At 64.6% G+C, this 19,216-nt stretch carries 8 protein-coding genes and 3 pseudogenes; 9 read left to right on the forward strand and 2 right to left on the reverse strand.

From position 1 onward, the window contains the following. Positions 1–235: 235 nt before the first annotated feature. From ACQ86E_RS07345 to ACQ86E_RS07370, 6 genes and pseudogenes are all read left to right on the forward strand, one after another. Positions 236–3,084: pseudogene (locus ACQ86E_RS07345) on the forward strand (bifunctional transaldolase/phosoglucose isomerase). A 13-nt stretch (positions 3,085–3,097) separates the two neighbouring features. After that, positions 3,098–4,096 carry a phosphogluconate dehydrogenase (NAD(+)-dependent, decarboxylating) gene (gnd, locus tag ACQ86E_RS07350; RefSeq protein WP_431204845.1) on the forward strand — a complete coding sequence of 333 codons (999 nt, stop codon included), beginning with the start codon at positions 3,098–3,100 and terminating at the stop codon, positions 4,094–4,096. 27 nt (positions 4,097–4,123) lie between these two features. Continuing rightward, positions 4,124–5,635 (forward strand): glucose-6-phosphate dehydrogenase, encoded by a 1,512-nt coding sequence (gene zwf / locus ACQ86E_RS07355; RefSeq protein WP_431204846.1) that lies wholly within the window; start codon positions 4,124–4,126, stop codon positions 5,633–5,635. Beyond that, positions 5,635–6,383 (forward strand): annotated as a pseudogene (gene pgl / locus ACQ86E_RS07360) (6-phosphogluconolactonase). The gene zwf and the pseudogene pgl overlap by 1 nt, the downstream one beginning before the upstream one ends. Then, positions 6,370–6,924 carry a gluconokinase gene (locus tag ACQ86E_RS07365; protein ID WP_431204847.1) on the forward strand — a complete coding sequence of 185 codons (555 nt, stop codon included), beginning with the start codon at positions 6,370–6,372 and terminating at the stop codon, positions 6,922–6,924. Before pgl ends, ACQ86E_RS07365 begins: the two are co-directional and overlap by 14 nt. Next, a complete protein-coding gene (locus ACQ86E_RS07370) occupies positions 6,921–7,733 on the forward strand; it encodes an HAD family hydrolase (protein ID WP_431204848.1) in 813 nt (270 codons plus the stop codon). The genes ACQ86E_RS07365 and ACQ86E_RS07370 overlap by 4 nt, the downstream gene beginning before the upstream one ends. Positions 7,734–7,831: 98 nt before the next feature. On the opposite strand, the gene ACQ86E_RS07375 is transcribed toward ACQ86E_RS07370, so the two are convergent. Both ACQ86E_RS07375 and malQ read right to left on the reverse strand, forming a co-directional pair. Next, complete coding sequence (locus ACQ86E_RS07375; protein ID WP_431204849.1) at positions 7,832–9,631, reverse strand: glycoside hydrolase family 15 protein; 1,800 nt, start codon at positions 9,629–9,631, stop codon at positions 7,832–7,834. Positions 9,632–9,659: 28 nt separating this feature from the next. Beyond that, complete coding sequence (malQ, locus tag ACQ86E_RS07380; protein ID WP_431204850.1) at positions 9,660–11,621, reverse strand: 4-alpha-glucanotransferase; 1,962 nt, start codon at positions 11,619–11,621, stop codon at positions 9,660–9,662. Between the two features lie 204 nt (positions 11,622–11,825). Between malQ and ACQ86E_RS07385 the strand changes: the two genes are divergently transcribed. The 3 genes and pseudogenes from ACQ86E_RS07385 to glgB all read left to right on the forward strand — a co-directional run bounded on the left by ACQ86E_RS07385 (position 11,826) and on the right by glgB (position 19,215). Further along, complete coding sequence (locus tag ACQ86E_RS07385; protein WP_431204851.1) at positions 11,826–13,772, forward strand: maltotransferase domain-containing protein; 1,947 nt, start codon at positions 11,826–11,828, stop codon at positions 13,770–13,772. Positions 13,773–13,782: 10 nt separating this feature from the next. Further along, positions 13,783–17,076, forward strand: a complete 3,294-nt coding sequence (gene treS, locus ACQ86E_RS07390) for a maltose alpha-D-glucosyltransferase (protein WP_431204852.1) — start codon at positions 13,783–13,785, stop codon at positions 17,074–17,076. Then, a pseudogene (glgB, locus tag ACQ86E_RS07395) lies at positions 17,069–19,215 on the forward strand (1,4-alpha-glucan branching protein GlgB). The gene treS and the pseudogene glgB overlap by 8 nt, the downstream one beginning before the upstream one ends. Position 19,216: the final 1 nt, after the last annotated feature.

A 19,216-nucleotide genomic window follows, 5' to 3' on the forward strand; every position in this document is an offset into this window, starting at 1 on the left:
CGACCGAGCCACGATGTTGTTACGGAACGAGACCTTGGCCGCTTCGTTCGGCCAACGACTTTTACGCAACACAGCTGCATCCGCCTGGATCGTCGTGATCGCGACGGAGTTACACTGACAGTATGACGCTCATACCCTTGATTGGTTCCCTCCCGGGAGCATGTAAGCTACAGGATAGCGCGTCAGGACCGGCGCGGAAACCCCTCGCCCGCAGGCTTGGAGATAAATAAGCATCATGAATCCCGTCAAAGAACTGGAAAAGCACGGACAAGCCGTCTGGCTGGACTTCCTGGCCCGTGGTTTCATCGCCAAGGGCGATTTGAAGCGACTGATCGACTCCGACGGCGTCAAGGGCGTCACCTCCAACCCCTCGATCTTCGAGAAGGCGATTGGCAGCTCGGACGAATACGACGCCCCGATCGGCAAGGCGCTCAAGCGCGGCGACCGAACCGTGGCCGATCTGTTCGAGGCCGTCGCGGTCGAGGACATCCAGAACGCCGCCGACGTGCTGCGCCCGGTCTATGACCGGCTCAAGGGCGGCGACGGCTATGTCAGCCTGGAGGTCTCGCCTTACCTCGCGTTGGACACATCAGGCACGGTCGCCGAGGCGCGGCGGCTCTGGAAGGACGTGGGTCGCAAGAACCTGATGGTGAAGGTGCCGGCGACGCCGGAAGGTCTGCCGGCGATCGAAACCCTGATCGGCGACGGCATCAGCATCAATATCACGCTGCTGTTCTCGAAGGCGGTCTACCTCGAGGTTGCCGAAGCCTATCTTGCGGGTCTCGAAAAATACGTCGCCGGCGGCGGCGACCCTCGCATGTCGCAAGCGTGGCGAGCTTCTTCGTCAGCCGCATCGACAGCGTCGTCGACAAGCAGCTCGACGAGAAGATCGCGCGCGCCAACGATCCATCCGAGAAGGAACGGCTCGCCGCGCTGAAAGGCAAGGTCGCGATCGCCAACGCCAAGGTTGCCTACCAGGACTACAAGCGCCTGTTTTCGGGCCCGCGCTGGGACAAGCTCGCCGCCAAGGGCGCCAGGCCGCAGCGGATGCTGTGGGCCTCGACCGGCACCAAGAACAAGGACTACCGCGACACGCTCTATGTCGAAGAGCTGATCGGCCCCAACACCATCAACACCGTGCCGCCCGCGACGCTCGATGCGTTCCGCGACCACGGCAAACTGCGCGACAGCCTCGAGGAGAATGTCGAGGATGCCTATCGCGTGCTGGAAGAGCTGGAGCGTTCAGGTGTTTCGCTCGATGCCATCACCGAGGAGCTGGTCAAGGACGGCGTGAAGCAGTTTGCGGATGCCGCCGACAAGCTCTACGGCGCGGTCGCGCACAAGCGCGCCGTCGTGCTTGGTCCCGCGATCGACCGCCAGCTTCTCTCGCTCGGCGACGGGCTCGGCAAGGCTGTGGCCAAAAGCACCGAGGAATGGCGCGCGTCCGCCAAGATCCGCAGGCTGTGGCAGCGCGACAAATCCGTGTGGACCGGCGCCGACGAGGACAAATGGCTCGGCTGGCTCGACAGCGCCGCCAAGGCCGATGTCGCCGACTACGAGGACTACGCAAACCGCGTGAAGGGCCAGAAATTCTCCGATGCCGTCGTGCTCGGCATGGGCGGCTCGAGCCTCGGGCCGGAGGTGCTGGCCGAGACTTTTGCGAAGAAGCCCGGCTTCCCGAAGCTCCATGTGCTCGACTCCACCGACCCGGCGCAGGTGCGGGCGATGGAAGCCAAGATCGACATCGCCAACACCGTGTTCATCGTGTCGAGCAAGTCCGGCGGCACCACCGAGCCGAACGCGATGAAGGACTATTTCCATGAGCGCGTCGCGCAGGCGCTCGGCCCGAAAGCCAAGACCGGCTTCCGCTTCATCGCGGTGACCGACCCCGGCTCGTCGCTGGAGAAGGCGGCCAAGAGCCTCAACTACGCCCGCATCTTCCATGGCGAGCCGTCGATCGGCGGACGCTATTCGGTGCTGTCGCCGTTCGGCCTGGTACCTGCGGCAACCGCGGGCATCGACGTCAAGACCCTGCTCAAGCATGCGCTGGCGATGGCCCGCTCCTGCGGACCGGACGTGCCGCCGGCTGAGAACCCGGGCGTGCAGCTCGGCCTCGCCATGGGCCTTGCCGGCCTCGAAGGCCGCGACAAGGTGACGATCCTGTCGTCGAACAAGATCGCCGATTTCGGCGCCTGGGCCGAGCAGCTGATCGCGGAATCGACCGGCAAGGAAGGCAAGGGCCTGATCCCGATCGCCGACGAGCCGCTCGGCGAGCCCGCGCTCTACGGCAACGACCGTTTCTTCATCGACATCCGCACCGAGGGCGAAGCGGACGCCGCGCACGACTCGCAGCTTGCCGCGATCGAAGCGGCCGGCCATCCCGTCGTGCGCATCGTCATGAAGTCGATCGACCATCTCGGCCAGGAATTCTTCCGCTTCGAGATGGCGACAGCGGTGGCCGGCAGCATCCTCGGCATCAACCCGTTCGACCAGCCGGACGTGGAAGCAGCCAAGATCAAGACCCGCGAGTTGACCAATGCGTACGAGAAGACCGGCGCGCTCCCCGCGGAGAAGCCGGTGGTCAGCACGGACGAAGCCGATCTCTACACCGACGAGGCCAACGCCACGGCACTGCGCGCGGCCGGCGCCAACGGCGACCTCACGTCGTGGCTGAGGGCGCATCTCTCCCGCTCCAACCATGGCGACTATGTCGCCCTGCTCGGCTACATCGCGCGCGACAAGGCCACCATCGACGCGCTGCAGGCGATGCGGCTGGACGTGCGCGAGAAGCGTCACGTCGCGACCTGCGCCGAGTTCGGCCCGCGCTTCCTGCATTCCACCGGCCAGGCCTACAAGGGCGGGCCCGACAGCGGCGTGTTCCTGCAGATCACCGCCGACGATGCCAAGGATCTCGCCGTGCCGGGCCAGAAGGCCAGCTTCGGCGTGATCAAGGCAGCGCAGGCGCGCGGCGATTTCGACGTGCTGACCGAGCGCGGCCGGCGGGCGCTCCGGGTGCACCTCAAGGGCGGGCTCAAGAAGGGTCTCGCGGCGCTCAATGCGGCGCTCAACGACGCGCTGAATTAAGGGAATCTCTCAAATGCAACTCGGCATGATCGGCCTCGGCCGGATGGGCGGCAATATCGTTCGGCGCCTGATGCGCCAGGGACATTCGACCGTGGTCTACGACAAGGACGCCAAGGCCGTCGCCGGCCTTGCCGCGGACGGCGCGGTGGGCTCAGCCACACTGGAAGAGTTCATCGCCAAGCTGGAGCGGCCGCGCACGGCCTGGGTGATGCTGCCGGCCGGCCACATCACCGAAACGACGATCGACACGATCGCAGGCGTGATGCAGGACGGCGACGTCATCATCGACGGCGGCAACACCTTCTGGCAGGACGACGTCCGCCGCGGCAAGGCGCTGAAGCAGCGCGGCATCCACTATGTCGATGTCGGCACATCCGGCGGCGTCTGGGGTCTCGATCGCGGCTATTGCATGATGATCGGCGGCGAGAAGCCGGTGGTCGACCGGCTCGATCCGATCTTCGCCGCGCTCGCGCCCGGCGCCGGCGACATTCCGCGCACGGAGGGACGTAATGGACGCGATCCCCGCATCGAGCAGGGCTACATCCATGCAGGCCCCGTGGGCGCGGGCCATTTCGTCAAGATGATCCACAACGGCATCGAATACGGCCTGATGCAGGCCTATGCCGAAGGGTTCGACATCCTCAAGAACGCCAATATCGAGGCGCTGCCGCCCGATCATCGCTACGATCTCGACCTTGCCGATATCGCCGAGGTGTGGCGGCGCGGCAGCGTGATCCCGTCCTGGCTGCTCGACCTCACCTCGACCGCGCTCGCCGACAGCCCGGCGCTGACGGAATATTCCGGCTTCGTCGAGGATTCCGGTGAGGGACGCTGGACTGTGAACGCGGCGATCGACGAGGCCGTACCCGCGGAGGTTCTAACCGCGGCGCTCTACACACGTTTCCGTTCCCGCAGGGAACACACCTTCGCCGAGAAAATTCTCTCCGCGATGCGTGCGGGCTTCGGCGGCCACAAGGAGCCGAAGCAGCCGGGCGCTTCGAAACCCAAATAAGCGTAACAAAGCGAAGGCCAATCGTTCGTGACAAAAGACCCGCAGCCCAAGCCCAAGCCGGAAAATTGCGCCTTCGTCATTTTCGGTGTCACCGGCGACCTTACTCACCGCCTCGTGATGCCCTCGTTGTACAACCTCGCCGCAGAAGACCTGTTGCCGGAAAAATTCTGCGTCGTCGGCGTGGCCCGCAAGGGCCAGTCGGACGACGAGTTGCGCGACAGCCTGATGAAGGGCCTGCGCGAGTTCGCCACGAGGCCGGTTGACGATGTCGTCGCCAAGCAGCTGCTGCAATGCGTGACCTTCGTCGAGGCCGACCCGAAGGACCCGCCGTCGTTCGATCGCCTGCGCGACCATCTCGATACGCTCGAATGCGCGCAGGGCACCGGCGGCAACCGGCTGTACTATCTGGCAACGCCGCCGGCCGCGTTCGCTCCGACCGCGCGCGAGCTCGGCCGCACCGGCCTGATGAAGGAGAACGGGGCCTGGCGGCGGCTGGTGATCGAAAAGCCGTTCGGCACCGACCTCGCCTCGGCGCGGGCGCTGAACGCCGAGCTGCTGAACATCATGACCGAGCACCAGATCTACCGGATCGATCACTATCTCGGCAAGGAAACGGTGCAGAACATCCTGGTGCTGCGCTTTGCCAACGGCATGTTCGAGCCGATCTGGAATCGCAACCATATCGACCACATCCAGATTACTGTCGAGGAAAAGCTCGGCGTCGGCCATCGCGGCGGCTTCTACGACGCCACCGGTGCGCTGCGCGACATGGTGCCGAACCATCTATTCCAGCTGATGTCACTGGTCGCGATGGAGCCGCCGACGCGCTTCGACGCGCACTCCGTGCGTTCCGAAAAGGCCGATGTGCTCTCGGCGATCCAGCAGCCCAGCCGGGAAGAAGCGCTGAGAAATTCGGTGCGCGCGCAATATCTCGCCGGCCAGATCGGCGACGACGACATCCCGGACTATCGCAAGACCGAGGAGGTCAAGCCCGGCAGCACCACCGAAACCTTTGTCGCGCTGAAACTGATGATCGACAATTGGCGCTGGGCCGGCGTGCCCTTCTACTTGCGCACCGGCAAGGCGCTCGGCCACAAGCGCACGGAAGTGGCGATCAAGTTCAAACAGGCGCCGCTGTCGATGTTCTCCGGGACGGACATCGACCGCCTGTCGCAGAATTTCCTGACCATCGGCATCGCGCCGACCGAGACCATCGAGCTGCAGTTCAATGCCAAGATTCCGGGACCGAGCATCACCATCGACGGCGTCGAGATGAAGTTCCGCTACGGGGATTATTTCCGGGCCGATCCCTCGACCGGCTACGAGACGCTGATTTACGACTGCATGATCGGCGACAACATCCTGTTCCAGCGCGCCGACGGCGTCGAGGCCGGTTGGCAGGCGGTGCAGCCATTCCTGGACGCCTGGAAGAGTGAAGGCACAAACGGCATCGAGACCTATGAGGCCGGCAGCGACGGCCCGAAATGCGCCGACGAGCTGCTGCGGCGCGACGGGCGAAGCTGGCGGAAATTTTCGTGATGGCAACGGCCGGCCAGCCGAAGCTGATCGTCGTGGCCCACGCCGAGGCGCTGGCGCAGGCCGCGGCTGAGCGGGTGATGGCGCGGATCGCAGCCAATCCCGGACGCATCGCGATCTGCCTCACCGGCGGCTCGAGCCCGAAGAAGCTCTATCAACTGCTCGACAGCGATACCTGGCGGGACAGGATCCCGTGGGAGCGCGTGCATTGGTTCATCGGTGACGAGCGTTTCGTGGCCGAGAGCGATCCCCTCAACAACATGGCGGTCGCCCGCGCGACCTTTCTCGACCGCAGCGCGCCCCCGGCCATATCCACCCGATTCCGACCACGGCTGAAAATCCCGATCAAAGCGCGCAAGCCTATGCACGCGAGCTGCAAGCCTTTTATGGGGCTGAAAGCCTCGATCCGGCGCGGCCACTCTTCGACATGGTTTTGATGGGCGCCGGCCCGGATGGCCACACCGCCTCGCTCTTCCCCGGCTATCCCGCGATTGAGGAGACCGAACGCTGGGTCGTCGGCGTACCCAAAGCCAACGTGGCGCCGTTCGTGCCGCGGGTCTCGCTCACCCTGCCCGCTTTGGCTTCCTGCCGCGAAATGCTGTTCGAGATTGCCGGGTACGACAAGCAACCGATCTTGACGCGCCTGCTCAATGGCGAGACTCTGCCGGCTGTACGCGCGCGCTCGAATGGCGAGACCGTCTGGCTGGTCGACCAGGCCGCGCTTCCGGAGGAAATTCGTGGGCCGCGCTGAAGCACCTTGTGCATTGATCGTGATGGGCGTGTCGGGTTCGGGCAAAAGTACGGTTGCGGAGGCGCTGGGCGAGCGGCTCGGCTGGCGGTTCGAGGACGGCGACAGCTTTCACCCCGCCAGCAATGTCGAGAAGATGCGGGCCGGCCATCCCCTCACCGACGAGGACCGCTGGCCCTGGCTCAACGCAATTGCCGACGAGATCGCGCGGGTCTGCGAACGCGGGGAGCACGTCATCATTGCCTGCTCGGCGTTGAAGCACGCCTATCGCGACGTGCTCTTGCGCGGACGCGACGATGTCCGCTTCGTCTTCCTGAACGGCACCAAGGAGCTGATTGCCCAACGGCTCGCGCACCGCAAGGGCCACTTCATGCCGACCGGGCTGCTGACAAGCCAGTTCGACACGCTGGAGCCGCCGGAGGCGGGCGAACACGTCATCACCGTCTCGATCGACGAATCCGTCGAGGCCATCGTGGACGGCGTCATCAGGCAATTGAACCGGGCGGCGACGAACGCTGAGACGAAACCCTGGGGTCCTGCATGACGAAAATCTCACTGGTCGTGTCCGACGTCGACGGCACCCTGTTGACCAAGGACAAGATTCTGACCGACCGCGCGAGGGGCGCGGTGCAGCGGCTGCACCAGGCCGGCATCGGCTTCACCATCACCTCCAGCCGCCCCGCGATCGGCATGCGCTTCCTGATCGAACCGCTGGCGCTGTGGCTCCCGGTCGGCCCGTTCAACGGCTCCTCGATCGTCGATCCCGAGATGAAGCCGGTCGAGCAGCATCTGATTCCCGCCGGCGCGGCCGAGCGGTCCCTGCAGATCCTCAGGGAGTTCGGCGCCGACATCTGGCTGTTCACCACCGACAAATGGCTGATCGACAACGCCAGCGGCAAATATGTGCCCCACGAGCAGCACACGATCCGCTCCGAGCCGACCATCGTGACGGACTTCTCGCCTTACCTCGCGAGCGCCTGCAAGATCGTCGGCGCCAGCGCCGATGCCGCCGGGCTCGAGGCTTGCGAGAAGGCGATGCAGGAGGCGCTCGGCAGCGAGGCCACTGCCGTTCGTTCGCAGACCTATTATCTCGACATCACCCCGCCCGGCTTCGACAAGGGCACTTTCGTGCGGTCGATGGCCAGGCGCCTGGGCATCACCACCGACGCGGTCGCCACCATCGGCGACATGCAGAACGACCTCGCGATGTTCCGCGTCAGCGGCACCTCGATCGCCATGGGCAACGCCACCGACAGCGTCAAGGACCAGGCGACGCATGTGACGGCGAGCAACGAGCAGGATGGTTTTGCCGAGGCGATGGAGATGATTTTGACGCGGAACGGGGTTGGTTAGGACCGAATTGGCTTTGAGTTGGTTGGTCGGGCCGCAAGCTCTCTAACCTCTCCCGCAAGCGGGAGAGGGAGCGCATCTCCGCCGCGGAAGCACCTTCCCTACTTCGACCGCTGCACCGCCGGCTTGTCGCACTCCTGCCTCGCCGCCGACAGGTTCTGCGCGGTGTTGATCAGCGCGATATGTGTCAAGGCCTGCGGGAAATTTCCGGTCTGGCGACGGGCGCCTGAATCATATTCCTCGGCCAGCAGCCCGACGTCGTTCGCGATGCCGACGACGCGATCGAGCAGCACTTGCGCCTTGTCGAGATTGCCGGCCAGCACGTGGGCATCGGCGAGCCACAGGCTGCAGGCCAGGAACGCGCCCTCGATCGGCTGAATCTCCTCGGACACCTCGCGCGGATCGTGGCGCAAGACAAAACCGTCGCGCAGGAGGTATTTTTCGACGGCAGCGATGGTGCCGCGGATGCGTGGGTCCTGCGCCGGCAGGAAGCCAACCGCTGGCAGCAATAGCACGCTGGCATCGAGCAGCTTCGAGCCATAGGACTCGACGAACGCATTCTCCTCGGCGTCAAATCCCTTGTTGCAGACGTCACGATGGATGGCCTCACGCAACGCGCGCCAGTGCAGCAGCGGCGCCTTGAAACCAAAGGTCTCGGCGCTCTTGATGCCGCGGTCGAAGGCGACCCAGGTCATGACCTTGGAGAAGACATAGTGCCGGGGCTGTCCGCGCCTCTCCCAGATGCCGTGGTCGGGCTGGTCCCAGACTTCGGCGAGATGCTGGAGCACCGCGCATTCAAGCGACCAGGTCTCTTCGTCCAGCTTCAGCTTGGCCATGCGCGACTGGTGGAAGGCGTCGATCAACTCGCCATAGACGTCGAGCTGAAGCTGGGCATGCGCGGCATTGCCAACGCGCACCGGCTGGGCGCCCTCATAGCCGGCGAGCCAGCCGGCCTCCCATTCCAGCAGGCGCCGCTGGCCCCAGATTCCGTACATGATCTGCATGTTCGCCGGCGCACCGGCCGCCGCGCGCAGCAGCCAATTGTGCCAGGCCAAGGCCTCCTCGGTATAGCCGGAATTCATCAACGCCAGCAGCGTGAAAGTGGCGTCGCGCAGCCAGCAGAAGCGGTAATCCCAGTTCCTGGCGCCGCCCAGCTTTTCCGGCAGGGAGGTGGTCGGCGCGGCGACGATGCCGCCGGTCGGGGCGAAGGTCAGCGCCTTCAGCGTGATCAGCGAGCGCATGATGAGCTCGTGATATTCACCGTCATGCGTGGAGCGGCTGCTCCATTCCAGCCAGAACTTTTCGGTCTCCCGGAGCGCGCTCTCCGGATCGATCGGCGCGGGCGGCTCGAGATGCGAAGGGCCGTAGGTCAGCACGAAGGGCACGGTTTCGCCCGCCTTCACCTCGAAATCGGACACCGTGGTCAGATCCTCGCCCCGGGTCTCGACCGGCGTGCGCAGCACCGTCATGTCCTGGCCGGCCACCGCCAGGAGCGAATGGTCGATCCGCCGCACCCAGGGAATGTCAACGCCGAAGCCGAAGCGGATGACAAGCTCCATTCGCATCTTGACCGTGCCGCTGATGCCGCGCACCAGCCGGACGATATCGGAGGCCTTTCCGCGCGGCGGCATGAAGTCGATCAGCGCAATGGTGCCGCTGTTGGTTTCAAAGCGGGTTTCGAGGATCAGGGTGTTGCCGAGATAGCGGCGAGAGATGGCTGTGACGTCTTCACTTGGCGCGATCAACCAGCGGCCGTTCTCGTGCGTGCCGAGGATCGCGGCAAAGCAGGCGTCGGAATCGAAGGCGGGCCAGCACAGCCAGTCGATCGAGCCGTCGCGCCCGACCAGCGCCGCGGTCTCGCAGTCGCCGATCAGCGCATAGTCTTCAATTTTCTGAGACAAGGTTCCGGACCCAACAATTCCCCGCGGATCAACTCCCGCCGATCAAGGACCGTTCCCGCGTTGCGGCCTTCAAAGCGGCGAGATCGACCTTCGACACGATCTTGTCGAGCGCGACGGGCAGGCGCTGGCGCCAGTTCGGATGCTCGTCGATCGTACCCGGAATATTGGGCTGGTCGAGCACGCCGAGCAGATCCTCCAGCGATACCGCCAGCAGCCGCGACGGCGTGCGCGACAGGAAGGCGAGTACCGAATAGAGGTCGTTTGCCTCGATGCCGTTCTGGCGGAGGATTTCGTCGAGCATGCCGAGCGCTTCCCAGCGCGCCTGATCGTTCTCGCCGGGATCGAGCCCGAGCGAGAGCTTGACCTTGAGATCGCTGAAGGAACGCCAGCCCGCATAGGTGCAGAGGTCGTGCGTGTTCAGCGTCACCAGCGCGTTGGGCCGATAGAAGTCGGAGTTGCGGAAATGTCCGGCTTCGTCGCGCTCGAACATCATGACGAGATAGGACCAGATGCCGAAATCCTGCATGGTCTCGCGGAAACCTTCCGGCACGGTGCCGAGGTCCTCGCCGATCACGATGCACTTGTGCGCCACGCTCTCGCGCGCGATGGCCGCCAGCAGCGCCTCGAACGGCATCTGCACATAGGCGCCGTTGTCGGGCCTGAAGCCGCGCGGCACGAGATAGAGCCGCTTAAGCCCGAGGACGTGATCGATCCGAATGGCGCCGGCATGACGCATCGAGGCCGCCAGCATATCTGCGAAAGGCACGAAGGACTGCGCTTCCAGGCCGCCGGCATTGAAACCGGCGAGACCCCAGTCCTGACCGGCGGTGTTGAGGACGTCGGGCGGCGCGCCGACCGCGAGATGGCGCGAGATCGCGATCTGCTCGTTCCAGGCATCGAAGCCGTTGGATTGCACGCCGACGGCAACGTCGAGATACAGCCCGACCCGCATGCCGAGCTGGCTCGCAACCTCCCTCGCTGCATGCAACTGGCTGTCGGCCGTCCATTGCACGAATTCGACGAACTCGACCTCGCGCTGGTCTGGACCGTTGCGCAGCTCCGCGCATTTGGTGTCGTCCGGCTGCTGCCATTCCACCGGCCATTCCCACCACGGCGACACGAAACGATGCCGCAGTACCTCGAAGCAGGCAAAACGGGACAGCAGCGGCGCGCGGTCGGCGCGGAAGGCGTCGAACTGATTGCGGCGGACGCCGCTCGCCTTTGTCACGAAAGCGTCAAAGGCGGCGCGCAAGGCCCGCCATTTCAGCGCCGCCATGTCGGCGTAAGGGACACGATCGCCCTGGCGCAGCCGCGTAGCGATCGCTGTGGCGTCCGGCACGAGGTCTGCCGAGAATTCGGGGATAGCCTCGACGTCGATGTAGAGCGGATTGAGGAACAGCCGGCTGTTCGGCGAATATGGACTGCAATCGGCCGGATGGTTGTCGAACAGCACATGCAGCGGATTGAGCCCGACGCCGTCCGCGCCGAGCTGCTTGGCGAGCCGGACGAGTCCGGCCAGATCGGTGAAATCGCCGATCCCCCAATTTCGGTCGGAGCGAATACTGTAGAGCTGCACGGCGAGCAACCAGCCGCGGTCGAAATCGCCGCCGAAGGCCCGCTCCGGCGCCACGATCATGGGCACGTCTTCGGTCGCCCCCTCGGCATCGGTCAGGGTCAGCCGGTGATAACCGAGCGGCAGGTCGGCGGGCCAGGCGATCACGGGCTCGCGCGTCTCGCCTTGCGCGATCACCTTGGCGTTGCCGGTGATGCTCCATTTGAGCGGCGGCGCGCCAGTGGCCGCAAGCTCGGTGCGCGAATGCCTCAGGGCACGCACCACCACCGGCCCCTGGACGAAGCGATAAACCCGCTTCTCCGGCAGGGCATCGAGGATGGATTTGAGGGCCACGGGATCGGTGACCCGCAGCTTTCCGAGGGCATCGACGAATTCGGACTGAACGCCCTTGATCTGGGCTTGAGCTAAAAGATCCATTCGGCACGCAGCTTGCAGGCCATTCTCTGGCCCGGGGGGAACGATTTCTGGAGGTCGCGGAAGAGGTTAGTCTGGGTCAACTCGCAAACCGCGCCTGCCGTTCCCAGGGGAACCAATGACACACAAGCGGCTTTCTATATAGGTATCAAGCGTAGGTTCCCGGCAAGGGAAACGGGCTCCTGCTTTCTTGTCAATGGCATCACCGTGAACAAGACAATTCAAACTGTCGAGAGCGCCGCCGCCGGCAGTGCTTTCCTCATCGAAGACATCTATCCGTCGATCGACGGCGGCCGCTTTGCCGCAAAGCGGATCGCTGCCCAACCGGTCGAGGTGTGGGCCGACATCTACCGAGACGGCGACGCCGTGATCGGCGCGGCGCTGATCTGGCGAGGAGAGCAGGAGCGTGAATGGCGGAGCGAGCCGATGATCCCTCACGGCAATGACCGCTGGTCCGGCGCGTTCACACCCGTGGAGCCCGGCCGATATGTCTACGCCATCGAAGCCTGGACCGATGAATTCGCCACCTGGTCGCACAGCGTCGCGCGCAAGCAGCAGACCGGCGCGGATGTCAGCCTCGATGCGATCGAGGGCGCCGGCCTCTTGACCAAGGCGCATGGCGCGCGTCAGGACGCCGCGGCCGTCATCGTCAGGCAATGCGAGGATTTCCTTCAGACTGGTGAGGTCGCGCCGCTGCTTGCGACCGAGCTCGGCGCAGCCATGGCCGAGAGCCAATCGCGCCCCGACCTGACCCGCTCGCAAAACTTCCCGCTGATCATCGACCGCGACAGAGCGCGCTTTGGCGCCTGGTATCAGATGATGCCGCGCAGCCAGAGCCGCATTCCCGGCCAGCACGGCACGCTGCGCGACTGCATCGCGCGCGTACCCGATATCGCCGCGATGGGCTTTGACGTGCTCTACTTCACGCCCATCCACCCGATCGGCAAGACTCGTCGCAAGGGCCGCAACAATGCGCCGGTGGCCGGCGAAAGCGATCCGGGGTCGCCCTATGCGATCGGCTCGGCTGAAGGCGGGCACGATGCGCTGCATCCGGAGCTCGGCACCATCGAGGATTTCCGCGCGCTGGTCGCGACCTGCCTCGAATACGGCCTCGAGCTCGCACTCGATTTCGCCGTGCAATGCTCGCCTGATCACCCCTGGCTGACGCAGCATCCGGAATGGTTCAAGTGGCGGCCGGACCGCTCGGTGCGGACGGCCGATGGCCCCTATTCGGACATCGTCATCCCCGATTTTACATCCGTCGATCGAGCCGGGCTGTGGAATGCGTTTCGCGACGCCATGCTGTTCTGGATCGACCATGGCGTGACCATCTTCGCCATCGACAATCACGACACCGCGCCGCTTCCGTTCTGGGACTGGCTGATCACCGACATCCGCCGCCGGCATCCCGAGGTCATCCTGTTCTCCAAGACGTTCGCGCGGCCCAAGCTGATGAAAGGTCTCGCCAAGCTCGGCTTCGCACAATCCTTCAGCTATTTCCCCTGGCGCACGGCAAAGTGGGAGCTGGAGCAATATTTTAGCGAGCTGACGCGCTATCCCGAGCGGGATTACTATCGCCCGAACCTGTTCGTCAGCACGCCTGACCTGCTGCCCTATCATCTCCAGAGCGGCGAAATCTGGGCGTTCAGGTCGCGTGTTGCGCTGGCGGCGACGCTGTCGGGTAATTACGGCATCTACAGTGGCTTCGAGCTGCTGGAGCACGAGGCGATCCCCGGCAGCGAAGAATATCAGGATTCCGAGAAGTACCAGATCAAGCAGCGCGACTGGGACAAGCCGGGCAATATCAAAGCCTACATCACGGAGATGAACCGCATCCGCAACGACAACGCCGCGCTTCAGCAGACTGCGAACCTGCGCTTCCTTGCCGTAGAAGACGGCGAAACGATCGCCTTCGCCAAGGAGGCGGTCGATCCAGCCAATACCGTCGTCGCGGTCATCGCGCTCTCGCGCCATGGGCGCGAATTCTGGCTGCCGCTCGGCGACCTCACCATCGACGCCGGCGGCGAGCGCCGTCCCGTCACGGCACTCGAAAATCTCCTGACAGGCGAACAGTCCCGCATCGAATGGGGCGGGATCAAACTGCATATCGATCCCGACCGCGATCCGGCGCTGCTGTTCCGCTGCCTGGCTTAGGGATCACTCCATGAATGTATTGTCTTCCGTCGACACCAAGACGTCCGAGGCCGCCGAGATCGTGGATGAGCTCTGGTACAAGGACGCCATCATCTACCAGCTCCACGTCAAGGCTTTTGCCGACAGCAACAATGACGGCATCGGCGATTTCGCCGGCCTGACCGAGAAGCTACCCTATCTGCAGGAGCTCGGCGTCACCGCGCTGTGGCTGCTGCCGTTCTATCCCTCGCCCGGCCGCGACGACGGCTACGACATCGGCGACTATGGCTCGGTCAATCCCGATTTCGGGACGATGAAGGACTTCAAGCGCTTCATCCAGGAAGCGCAGAAACGCGGCCTACGCGTCATCACCGAGCTCGTCGTCAACCACACCTCGGACCAGCACAATTGGTTCAAGCGCGCGCGCCGCAGCCCGGCAGGCTCGAGCGCCCGCAACTGGTATGTCTGGAGCGACACCGACCAGAAATACCAGGGCACGCGGATCATCTTCACCGACACGGAGAAGTCGAACTGGACCTGGGATCACGAGGCAGGCGCGTTCTACTGGCACCGCTTTTTCTCGCACCAGCCGGACCTCAATTTCGACAATCCGCGCGTCGTCAGCGCGCTGATCCAGGTGATGAAGCGCTGGCTGGACGCCGGTGTCGACGGCTTCCGGCTCGACGCCATTCCCTATCTGTGCGAGCGCGAAGGCACCTCGAACGAGAACCTGCCGGAGACGCACGCGATCATCAAGCGGCTGCGCCAGGAACTGGATTCCTACTCGAAGGGCAAGCTGTTGCTCGCCGAGGCCAATCAATGGCCGGAGGACGTGCAGGAATATTTCGGCCGTGGCGACGAGTGCCACATGGCCTATCACTTCCCGCTGATGCCGCGCATCTACATGGCGATCGCGCAGGAGGACCGCTTCCCGATCACCGACATCCTGCGCCAGACGCCGGACATTCCGGCGAGCTGCCAATGGGCGCTGTTCCTTCGCAACCATGACGAATTAACGCTGGAGATGGTGACCGACGTCGAGCGTGACTATCTCTGGACCACCTACGCCAACGATCCGCGCGCCCGTATCAATGTCGGCATCCGCCGGCGCCTTGCGCCGCTGATGGACAACGACCGCCGCAAGATCGAGCTGATGAACTCGCTGTTGCTGTCCTTCCCCGGCACGCCGATCATCTATTACGGCGACGAGATCGGGATGGGCGACAACATCTATCTCGGCGACCGCAACGGCGTTCGCACGCCGATGCAATGGAGCCCGGACCGCAATGGCGGCTTCTCACGCTGCGACCCGGCCCGCCTCTACGCGCCGCTGATCATGGATCCCGTCTACGGCTATGAATCGGTCAACGTGGAGGCGCAGTCGCGCAGCCTGTCCTCGCTGCTCAGCGCCACCAAGCGGCTGATCTCGGTGCGCAAGTCGACGCTCGCCTTCGGCCGCGGCACCATGACCTTCATTCGCCCCGCCAACCGCTCCGTGCTGGCCTATGTCCGGCAATATCGCGACGAGGTGATCCTCTGTGTCGCCAATCTCTCGCGCGCGGCGCAGGCAACCGAGCTCGACCTGTCGCCGTGGAAGGACCGCATCCCGCAGGAGATGCTCGGCCGCACGCGCTTCCCGCCGATCGGCGAACTGCCCTACATGATCACGCTCGGCCCCTATGGCTTCTACTGGTTCCAGCTCCAGGAGCGCGACAAGTCCGAACCGGTGACGCCGCGCGCGGTGCCGGAGTTCGAGACCCTGGTGGTGCCGGTGAATTCGACCTGGGTGTCGCTGGCGCGCGAGCGCGGCGTGTTCGAGCACGAGGTGCTGCCGGGATTCCTGTCGCGGACGCGCTGGTATCCCGAACACAATCCCAAGCATATCAAGCCGACGCTGCTCTCGGCGGTGCCGTTCTGCGACATCGGCGACAACAGGCCCTGGATCGCGTTCTTCGAGGCGGCGCACCACGACATCACGACGCGCTACGTGCTGCCGATGCAGATCGAATGGGTGCGCTTCGACCGCGAACGCTTCAACCCGAAGGCGCTCGCCGCCGTGCGCCAGGGCGCGCGCGAGGGCACGCTGCTCGACGTCGCGACCGACCAGATCTTCATCGGCCTGTTCCTGCGCAATCTGTCTCAGAACCTGGTGGTGGAAGAGAACAATCTGCGGCTGGATTTCAAGTCCACCAGCCGGTTCGCCGATTACACCATCAAGGAACCCCAGCGCATACGCGCGATCGAGTTGTCGAACAGCACCGCGCTGGTCGACAACCAGTACGTTGCCAAGCTCTATCGCAAGCTCGACAGCGGCATCAGTCCCGAAATCGAGATCGGCCGTTACCTCACCGAGGTCGCCCGCTTCGCCAACACGCCCGCGCTGCTCGGCAGCGTCGAGCTGGTCGACGACGACAGCCGCAGCGCGCTCGGTGTGCTGCATGCCTATGTCGAGAACCAGGGCGACGGCTGGGCCGTCACCGCCGGTTATCTCGACCGCTATATCGACGAGCAGCGGGTGCTACCGCCGGGCGAGATGCCGCGCGAGACCCAGGAGCAGGCGCCCTATCTGCACTTCATGGCGCAGATCGGCCGGCGGCTCGCCGAACTGCATGTCGCCCTGGCCGCGGCAAGGCCCGACGATCTCGCGCCGGAGCCGACCGGCCCCAATCACGTCAAGCGCTGGACCGCGGACCTCAAGGCCCGCGCCGAGCGGGTTTTCGAGCGGCTCGCCGACAGCCGCGCCGCCGGGCACGAGGGCGAGCGGCCGTTGATCGACCGGCTCGCCTCAATGCGGGCGACGCTGCCGGACCAGCTGAATGCGCTCTTGCCATCCGACATCGGCGGGTTGAACATTCGTCATCATGGCGACTTCCGCCTCGGGCAAACTCTGATCGTGAAGGACGATATCTTCATCATCGACTTCGACGGCGATCCGCGTCTGCCCTTGGCCGACAAGCGGCGCAAGCTGCCTGCCGCGCGCGACGTCGCCGGCCTGATCCGCTCGATTGATCTTTCGGTTAACGCTGCGCTCAGCCGTGCGCTCTCGGGCGGCGGCGACGAGCAGGGCCGGCTCGCGGCGGCGCTCGGCGAATGGCGAGACCGCGCCACCGCCACGTTCCTGTCGGCCTATCGCGAGGCCATAACCGACGGGCGGCTGTGGCCGCAAGACCGCCAATCCGCGGATAGCCTGTTAAGGTTTTTCCTGCTTGATCGAGCCTTCGACGAAGTAGAGTACGAGCTGTCCCACCGGCCGGAGGGGCTCCATGCCCCGCTGACCGGCCTGCTTCGCATCCTGTCCCGTGCCGAGAGCGAAGCCCATGCCTAAACTGCCCGCCGAGGCCTACGCGATCATCGAAGGCCGCCACTCCGATCCCTTCCATTATCTCGGGCTGCACCCCGAAGGCGGCACGAGCGTTGTGCGTGCCTTCCTGCCGGAGGCCTCGAACGTCGAAGCGGTCGGCGAGCATGGCGAGGTTGCGCGGCTCGATCGCGTCCACGACGCCGGCCTGTTCATCGGCGCACTGCCCAACGGCTCGAAGCGCTACCAGCTCCGCGCCAGGTTCGGCGACAAATTCGTCGAACTCGAGGACGCCTACCGCTTTCCGCCCATCCTGACCGACTTCGATCTCTATCTGCTCGGCGAAGGCACTCATCAGCGCCTCTATGACAAGCTCGGCGCGCATCCCATGACGCTCGACAGCGTCGAGGGCATCGGCTTCGTGGTGCTGGCCCCGAATGCGCGGCGCGTGTCGGTGGTCGGCGATTTCAATTTCTGGGACGCGCGGCGCCATCCCATGCGGGTGCGCGGCAACGGCTATTGGGAATTGTTCATCCCGCACGCCAAGGCCGGCGACCACTACAAGTTCGACATCATCGGGCCGCACGGCCATCAGCTTCCGCAGAAATCCGATCCGATGGCGTTCGCGAGCGAGGTGCGGCCGAAGACCGCCTCGATCGTGTTCGACGAGGCGCATCTGCCGCGTCCGCGTCCGGCGCCCGACGGCATCAACGCGCTGTCTGCGCCGATGTCGATCTACGAAGTCCATCTCGGCTCCTGGCGGCGCAAGAACGGCGGCGAATGGCTGACCTATCGCGAACTCGCCGAACAATTGCCGGCCTATGCCCGCGACATGGGGTTCACCCATCTGGAATTCCTGCCCGTCAGCGAGCATCCGTTCGACGGCTCCTGGGGTTATCAGCCGACCGGCCTCTATGCGCCGACCAGTCGCTTCGGCACGCCGGAGGATTTCGCCGCGCTGGTCGATGCCTGCCATCGCGAGGGCGTCGGCGTGCTGCTCGACTGGGTGCCCGGTCACTTCCCGGACGATCCGCACGGGCTCGGCAGCTTTGACGGCACTTCGCTCTACGAGCACGCCAACCCGCTGCAGGGCCGCCATCTGGACTGGGGCACGCTGATCTACAATTACGGCCGCACCGAAGTGACGAACTTCCTGGTGTCGAATGCGCTGTTCTGGCTGGAGCGTTACGCGATCGACGGCCTGCGCGTCGATGCGGTGGCCTCGATGCTCTATCTCGACTACAGCCGCCCCCCGGTGGCTGGATCCCGAACCAGTATGGCGGCCGCGAAAACATCGAGGCGATCGCGTTCCTGCGCCGCGTCAACACCGAGCTGTTCGCGCGCTTCCCGCAGGCCACCACCGCGGCGGAAGAATCCACCTCGTGGCCGCAGGTCTCGCGCCCGGTCGAATTCGGCGGCCTTGGCTTCGGCTACAAATGGAACATGGGTTGGATGCACGACACGCTGAACTACATCAGCAAGGATCCCATCCACCGCAAGCATCATCACGGCGACATCCTGTTCGGCCTGCACTACGCCTTCTCGGAAAACTTCATCCTGCCGCTGTCGCATGACGAGGTCGTGCACGGCAAGCGATCGATCCTCGGCCGCATGCCCGGCGACGAATGGCAGCGCTTTGCGAATCTGCGCGCCTATTACAGCTTCATGTTCGGACACCCCGGCAAGAAATTGCTGTTCATGGGCAACGAGATCGCGCAGAGCCGCGAATGGAATCACGATCAGTCGCTCGACTGGCACCTGCTGGAATACAAGAACCACTCCGGCATTCAGTCGCTGATCCGCGATCTCAACCGGGTCTATCGCGCCGTACCGGCGCTGCATCAGATGGATTGCGACCAGGCCGGCTTCGAATGGCTTGTTACCGACGATGCCGATCGCAACGTGTTTGCCTGGATGCGCAAGGGCATCGACGAGCACGCGCGCTGTCTCGTCATCATCAATTTCTCGCCCAACGTCTACCGCGACTATCGCGTCCCTGTGCCGTTTGGCGGCAAGTGGAAAGAGGTCTTCAACTCGGACTCAGCCCATTATGGCGGCACCAATGTCGGGAACATCGGCGAAGTTCATGCCGTCGACGGCAAGACGCCCGATCTCCGCCTCACCATTCCGCCTCTCGCCGCGATATTCCTCGTTCCAGAAAGCTGAC

Origin of the sequence: Bradyrhizobium betae (assembly GCF_050632175.1) — a bacterium.
In the GTDB taxonomy this organism is placed as follows: domain Bacteria; phylum Pseudomonadota; class Alphaproteobacteria; order Rhizobiales; family Xanthobacteraceae; genus Bradyrhizobium; species Bradyrhizobium betae_B.

What these genes read in the sequence shown, in the direction of transcription:
- gnd (WP_431204845.1), top strand. Translation starts at nt 3,098, where the DNA reads ATGCAACTCGGCATGATCGGCCTCGGCCGGATGGGCGGCAATATCGTT.
- treS (WP_431204852.1), top strand. Translation starts at nt 13,783, where the DNA reads ATGAATGTATTGTCTTCCGTCGACACCAAGACGTCCGAGGCCGCCGAG.
- ACQ86E_RS07370 (WP_431204848.1), top strand. Translation starts at nt 6,921, where the DNA reads ATGACGAAAATCTCACTGGTCGTGTCCGACGTCGACGGCACCCTGTTG.
- malQ (WP_431204850.1), bottom strand. Translation starts at nt 11,621, where the DNA reads ATGGATCTTTTAGCTCAAGCCCAGATCAAGGGCGTTCAGTCCGAATTC.